This is a genomic window from Methylobacterium sp., from assembly GCF_028290105.1.
Lineage (GTDB): Bacteria > Pseudomonadota > Alphaproteobacteria > Rhizobiales > Beijerinckiaceae > Methylobacterium.
Genome location: NZ_JAQGKL010000247.1, coordinates 1 through 5,461, shown reverse-complemented (window position 1 = coordinate 5,461; position 5,461 = coordinate 1). Strand labels below are relative to the sequence as shown.

7 protein-coding genes are annotated in these 5,461 nt (G+C 70.2%); 4 read left to right on the top strand and 3 right to left on the bottom strand.

Annotated elements, in window-relative coordinates; genetic code table 11:
• Together JWQ05_RS17455 and hisN are read left to right on the top strand one after the other, a co-directional pair.
• A partial coding sequence (locus JWQ05_RS17455; RefSeq protein ID WP_299661011.1) for an AI-2E family transporter occupies positions 1-1,479 on the top strand: 1,479 nt, incomplete at its 5' end.
• Between the two features lie 102 nt (positions 1,480-1,581).
• Complete coding sequence (gene hisN / locus JWQ05_RS17450; protein WP_299661008.1) at positions 1,582-2,370, top strand: histidinol-phosphatase; 789 nt, start codon at positions 1,582-1,584, stop codon at positions 2,368-2,370.
• A 3-nt stretch (positions 2,371-2,373) separates the two neighbouring features.
• Here hisN and JWQ05_RS17445 read toward each other — a convergent pair whose 3' ends face one another.
• Positions 2,374-3,354: an alpha/beta hydrolase gene (locus tag JWQ05_RS17445; RefSeq protein ID WP_299661005.1), complete on the bottom strand. Its 981-nt coding sequence runs from the start codon at positions 3,352-3,354 to the stop codon at positions 2,374-2,376.
• Between the two features lie 181 nt (positions 3,355-3,535).
• Between JWQ05_RS17445 and JWQ05_RS17440 the strand changes: the two genes are divergently transcribed.
• The gene (locus JWQ05_RS17440) at positions 3,536-4,009 is read left to right on the top strand and encodes an Hsp20 family protein (protein ID WP_299661004.1); all 474 of its coding nucleotides are present in this window, start codon (positions 3,536-3,538) and stop codon (positions 4,007-4,009) included.
• A gap of 61 nt (positions 4,010-4,070) precedes the next feature.
• Here JWQ05_RS17440 and JWQ05_RS17435 read toward each other — a convergent pair whose 3' ends face one another.
• Together JWQ05_RS17435 and JWQ05_RS17430 are read right to left on the bottom strand one after the other, a co-directional pair.
• Positions 4,071-4,367 carry a hypothetical protein gene (locus JWQ05_RS17435; RefSeq protein ID WP_299661003.1) on the bottom strand — a complete coding sequence of 99 codons (297 nt, stop codon included), beginning with the start codon at positions 4,365-4,367 and terminating at the stop codon, positions 4,071-4,073.
• 110 nt (positions 4,368-4,477) lie between these two features.
• Positions 4,478-4,936 carry an RNA polymerase subunit sigma-70 gene (locus tag JWQ05_RS17430; protein WP_299661001.1) on the bottom strand — a complete coding sequence of 153 codons (459 nt, stop codon included), beginning with the start codon at positions 4,934-4,936 and terminating at the stop codon, positions 4,478-4,480.
• Between the two features lie 255 nt (positions 4,937-5,191).
• On the opposite strand from JWQ05_RS17430, the gene JWQ05_RS17425 reads away from it, so the two are divergent.
• The coding region (locus tag JWQ05_RS17425; RefSeq protein ID WP_299660998.1) for a Kdo hydroxylase family protein at positions 5,192-5,461 on the top strand (270 nt) is incomplete at its 3' end.

Genomic DNA, 5,461 nt, shown 5'->3' with positions numbered 1-5,461 from the left:
CAGGCCGGGCCGGCCCCGCCCGAGAAGGCCATCCTCGTCGAGGTCAAGGAGCATGCACCGGGCCCAATGACGATGGCGGGGACGCTGCTCTCGCCGATCCTGCATCCGCTGGCCACCATCGGCATCGTCTTCGTGGTCCTGCTGTTCCTGCTGATGCAGCGGGAGGATCTGCGCGACCGCATGATCCGGCTCGCCGGGTCCAGCGACCTGCATCGCACCACCGTGGCGATGGACGACGCCGCCAAGCGCCTCAGTCGCTACTTCCTGGTCCAGCTCGCGCTCAACGCGTCCTTCGGTGTCGTCGTCGGAGTCGGGCTCTATTGTCTCGGCGTGCCGAACCCGGTGCTGTGGGGCATCTTCTCGGCACTGATGCGGTTCGTGCCCTATGTCGGCGCCTTCGTCTCCGCGCTGTTTCCCCTCGCGCTCGCGGCGGCGGTCGACCCCGGCTGGTCGATGGTGATCGGCACCCTGATCCTGTTCCTGGTGCTCGAGCCGGTGGTCGGGCACTTCATCGAGCCGATGCTCTATGGCCAGTCCACCGGCATGTCGCCCTTCGCCGTGCTGGTCTCGGCCCTGTTCTGGACCTGGCTCTGGGGACCCGTCGGCCTCCTGCTCTCGACCCCGCTCACGGTCTGCCTCGTGGTGCTGGGGCGGCACGTGGACAAGCTCGAATTCCTCGACGTGCTGTTCGGCGACCGCCCGGCGCTGACACCGGTGGAGAACTTCTACCAGCGCATCCTGGCCGACGATCCTGAGGAGGTTCAGGAGCACGCCGACCTGATCCTGAAGACCCGGTCGCTCACCGCCTATTACGACGAAGTGGTGATCCGGGGCCTCGAACTCGCCGCACACGACGCGGCGCGCGGGGTGCTGACCACCGAGCAAAAGGGCGACATCCGCACCAGCGTCGGGGGCCTCATCGAAGAGTTGGCCGACCGCGACGACCTGCGGGGCGACACCGAAGCGAAGGCCGACCCGGACGCCCCGCGCCCGGCGGCGGTGCCCGAGGCATGGCGGCCCGCCGGTACGGTCCTGTGCGTTGCCGGACGAAGCTTCGTCGACGAGGCCGCCTGCGCGATCCTGGCCCAGCTCCTGGCCAAGCGCGGGATCGGCGCTCGGGTGGTGCCGTTCTCGGACCTGGCACGCGCGAAGATCGGCGCCTTCGATCCAGGACCCGCCAGGCTGATGTGCATCGTCTCCATGGCGATCAGCGGAGAGCCGACGCACCTGCGCCGTCTCGCCGAGCGCCTGCGGCGCAAGCTGCCCGAGGCCTGCCTCGTCGTCGGCTTGTGGCAGGCGGACGACGCCACCATCGACGACGCGGCCCGGCGCCGCGCGGTGGATGCCGACATCCACGTCTCGTCCCTGCGCGCGGCCGTCGAGGCGGTCGTCGCGGCCGCTCATGGCGAGCCGGTACAGGCGCAACCGGCGGCGGAGCCGGAAGGCGAATTCGCCCTGGTTCAGCCGATGCCGGTCTGACGGGAACGGGTCCGGCAAGAGCCCGCATCGTCGCGCTTTGGGGTTGACGATCGGGGGCGAGGTCCGCTTCGCTCTCCGGCGTCTCAGATCAGGGAAGTGCCGATGAGCGTCGTCGATCTCGCGCGGTTCATGGACGATCTCGCCGCCGCGTCGGGGCAGGCGATCCTGCCCTTCTTCCGCGCGGCCTTCGGAATGGACGACAAGGCGCGCGGCGGGGCCGCCTTCGACCCGGTGACCGAGGCCGACCGGGCGGCCGAGGTGGCGATGCGCGGCCTGATCCGTAGCGTCCTGCCGGCCCACGGCATTCTCGGCGAGGAATTCGGCGCGGAGAACTTAGACGCCGAGTGCGTCTGGGTGCTCGACCCCATCGACGGCACCCGCGCCTTCGTAGCCGGCCTGCCGACCTGGGGCACGCTGATCGGCCTGACGCATCACGGCGCGGCCGTGCGTGGCCTGATGCACCAGCCCTACCTCGCCGAGCGTTTTTCCGGCGACGGCGCCAGCGCGCGCCTGCGCTCCCCGCGCGGGGAACGTCCTCTGTTCACCCGGCGGGGAACCGCCCTCGACCAGGCGATCCTCGCCACCACCGATCCGCGCCTGTTCGAACAGGGCGGGGAGCGCGAGCGTTTCCTCGGCCTGGAGGGCGCCGTGCGATTGTCGCGCTACGGCACCGATTGCTACGCCTATTGCATGCTGGCGGCGGGGCAGATCGACCTCGTGGTGGAGGCCGGCCTGAAGCCCTACGACATCGTCGCGCTGATTCCGATCATCGAGGGGGCCGGCGGCGTGGTGACGACCTGGGACGGGGGCCCGGCCACGGGCGGTGGGCGCATCGTGGCGGCCGGCGACCGCCGCCTGCACGAGGCGGCCCTCCGCCATCTCAACCCCTGAGCCCTAGGCATCGACGCGCCGGCCTTCGGCGGGTGCCTCCGCCTCGGAGCCCGGCATGAAGGCGTCGAACGCGGCCCAGAAATCCTGTCGGATCCCGTCGCGCTCCGACAGGATCTCGTGGCGCGAATCCGGCAGCACCAGGATGTGGCCGGCCCGCAAGCCCCGCGCGAAGCGCTCGGTGGTCCGGGTGCCGCAGACGGGATCGGCCCCGGCGGCCACGATCAGCGTCGGCACGGTGATCCGGCCGGGCACGCGGGGATCGGCGAGGCGCTTCATCGCCCGGAACGCGCTGGCGAGCCAGGCGATGCTGGGATCGCCCACCGCGCCCGCCCCGACGTCGCGGGCGGCGGCAGCGTTGCGGGCGTAGCGCGTGGGCTCGCGGCAGAGGCGGTTGTTCGCGTAGGACTTCGAGGCAATCGAGACGGGAGAGCCGAACGGGATGTAGTGCCGGCCCCGGCCCACCGCGTGCAGCAGCCGGGCGAGCAGGGCCGCACCGGAAGGCCAGCGTACCATCCGGATCGACAGCATCGGCGCCACCGTGACGATGCGGCGGAACGGCAGCCAGCCGTCGAGCGCGCCCGTGAGCGCCACGGCGCCGCCCATGGAATGGGCCAGGCACAGGTGCGGATGCGGCATCAGCGGGCGCAGGATCGCGTCCTCGATCGCCTTCAGGTCCAGGCGGTACTCGTCGAAATGGCCGACATGGCCCCGGTGCGGATCGTCCACCTGCCGCTGCGATTCGCCCTGGCCGCGCCAGTCGAACGCCACCACGGCGAAGCCGCGCCCGCGCAGGTCGGCGATGGTCTCGTAGTATTTCTCGACGAATTCGGCCCGGCCCTGGAGCAGGCAGACGGTCCCCTTCACCATCCGGGTGGTCGGCCGCCAATGGGCAGCCCGCAACTCCACTCCATCCTCGGTGCGCACGGCCTTGAGGGAACCGCCCGGCGGAACGGGATTGTCGGGCGTGGAGCGCAGGGTCAGCATCGGCAGGGTCTCACGTGAAGGGAACGGGCACAAAAAATTCGATTCCGGGATGCTGTCAGGCTCTTGCGAGGAAAAACGGCCGCCCCGATATCGTGGTTGCGCTGGCCATACCGGCGGCGCGAAAGGTCCGGCCCCCGGGCGGACCCGAAACCAGCATGTTGCTTCTTACGGAGAATATGTGATGCGTCAGTTCGATCTTGCTCCCCTCTACCGTTCCACCGTCGGCTTCGACCGTCTGTTCTCGGCCCTCGACCAGTATGTCACGGCCGACGCGGCGCCGACCTATCCGCCCTACAACATCGAGCGCACCGGCGAGAACGCCTACCGGATCACGGTGGCGGTCGCTGGCTTCACGGATTCCGATCTCGCGATCGAGGTCAAGGAGAATGCGCTGACCCTGAAGGGCGAGCGCAAGGGCGATGCCGGCAAGGCCGCCGAGTTCCTGCACCAGGGCATCGCGGCCCGCGCCTTCGAGCGCCGGTTCCAGCTTGCCGATTACGTGCAGGTGACGGGTGCCGCGCTGGAGAACGGCCTCCTCCACATCGATCTCGTCCGCGAGATCCCGGAGGCCAAGAAGCCGCGCCAGATCCAGATCGCCACGGGCCGGGCTCAGAATGCTCCGGTGATCGAGGGGTCGGTGCAACAGGCCGCGTGATCCGCGTCGCATAGCGACACGGGGGGCGCCCCGGCCGTCGGGCCGGGGCGTCTTTGTCTGTTCAGAAGTCGTCGAACCGGTCGCCGCGGCCGGGCTCGATGCAGCGGTAACCGACGAAGCAGCGCGGCGTGTCGCCGGCCGGCACGAAGGCAGGGACCGTGATCTCGGTGACCTCGCAGGCGCTGCGGCCGCGCACGAAGCGGTCGTAGGTCTGCCCGCCCGTCCCAAGGACGATGCCACCCTGGCGGTCGACTAGGCTTTTCGCCTGACCGCACGACATCGCGGCGGTGGAGGGCCGCTGCGCGAGCGCGGGCCCGGCGCAAGCCACGAGCAGACAGGCGAGGGGGAGGGCGCGCATGGATCAGGCTCCGGCCGGGGCGTGTGTCGTAAACGCACCTCGGCGAAGGCTCGATCCCGCGACCCGCCTTCGAAAAATCCACTCAGCTAGACGGGATCAGGCGCCGCGCGTCACAGGTCGCCGAAGATCAGCTGTCCCTGCGGGCTCGGGCGGCGGGCCGTCGTCGCCGCCTTGCCGCGCTTGGCCGTCCCCTTGGCGGTTGTGCGTTGAACGGGCGGGCGCTTGGCGACGGGGTCGGCGCGCAGGCGCGCCTTCGCCCGGTCGCGGGCGATCGCCTCGGGGGCGTTCGGATCGTCGTCGAGCCACTTGCCGCGCTTGATGACCTCGTTGACCCGTCCCTGGTTGACACCGACCTTGAAGGCGATCTCCTGCTGGGTCATGCCGGTGGAGGCGTGCAGATCGAGAATGGATCGCGCGAGTTCCGGCGTCATCTTCTGGCCGGTGAGGCGGCGCGCCGGCTTGATCGTCCGGGTGGCACGGTCGCGGTCGCGCAGGCGTTCGAGCAGGGCGAGGGCCATGTGCATGCCGTGCTCGCGCAGCGACTCCTCGAATTCCTTCAACGTCGCCATCGTGGCTTCCTCTTCGCCGCAGGGTTCCCTCGAGACCGGAACCGCGACTGTTTGATCAACGCGACCGAACAAGCAGGGTTGCGCCCGGGCCACCACCGCCACAACCGGGAAGGTACGTCATCCACCGGTATTCGCGATCCTCGCCAGCCGGACCGTCGCGGGCGGAGTGCGCGATCCCGCGCGCCGCACGTGGCCAGCGGCGCGCCGTTCGGCTAAACCGCCGGTCCCGCCGTGGCGTTCGTGGAGACCCGCCCGATGATCAGCCCGATCGTTTCCGTCCCGCGTAACGGGCCGGCACCCGGCTCAGTGCCCCTGGTGGATGCCCTGGAGGGCGGCGCGGTCCTGATGTTCCCCGACCTCGACTTTCCGTTGAGCGCCTTCGATCAGCGCTTCGTCGAGCGGCCTTTCGCCGACGGAAAGGCCAAGAACGTCAACATCCGCGGCGCCTCCGCCGCCCTGAAGGGCGCGGCCGGCACGCCGGAGGAGCAGGAGGCCCTGCGCCAGGTCCTGATCCGCTACCGCGCC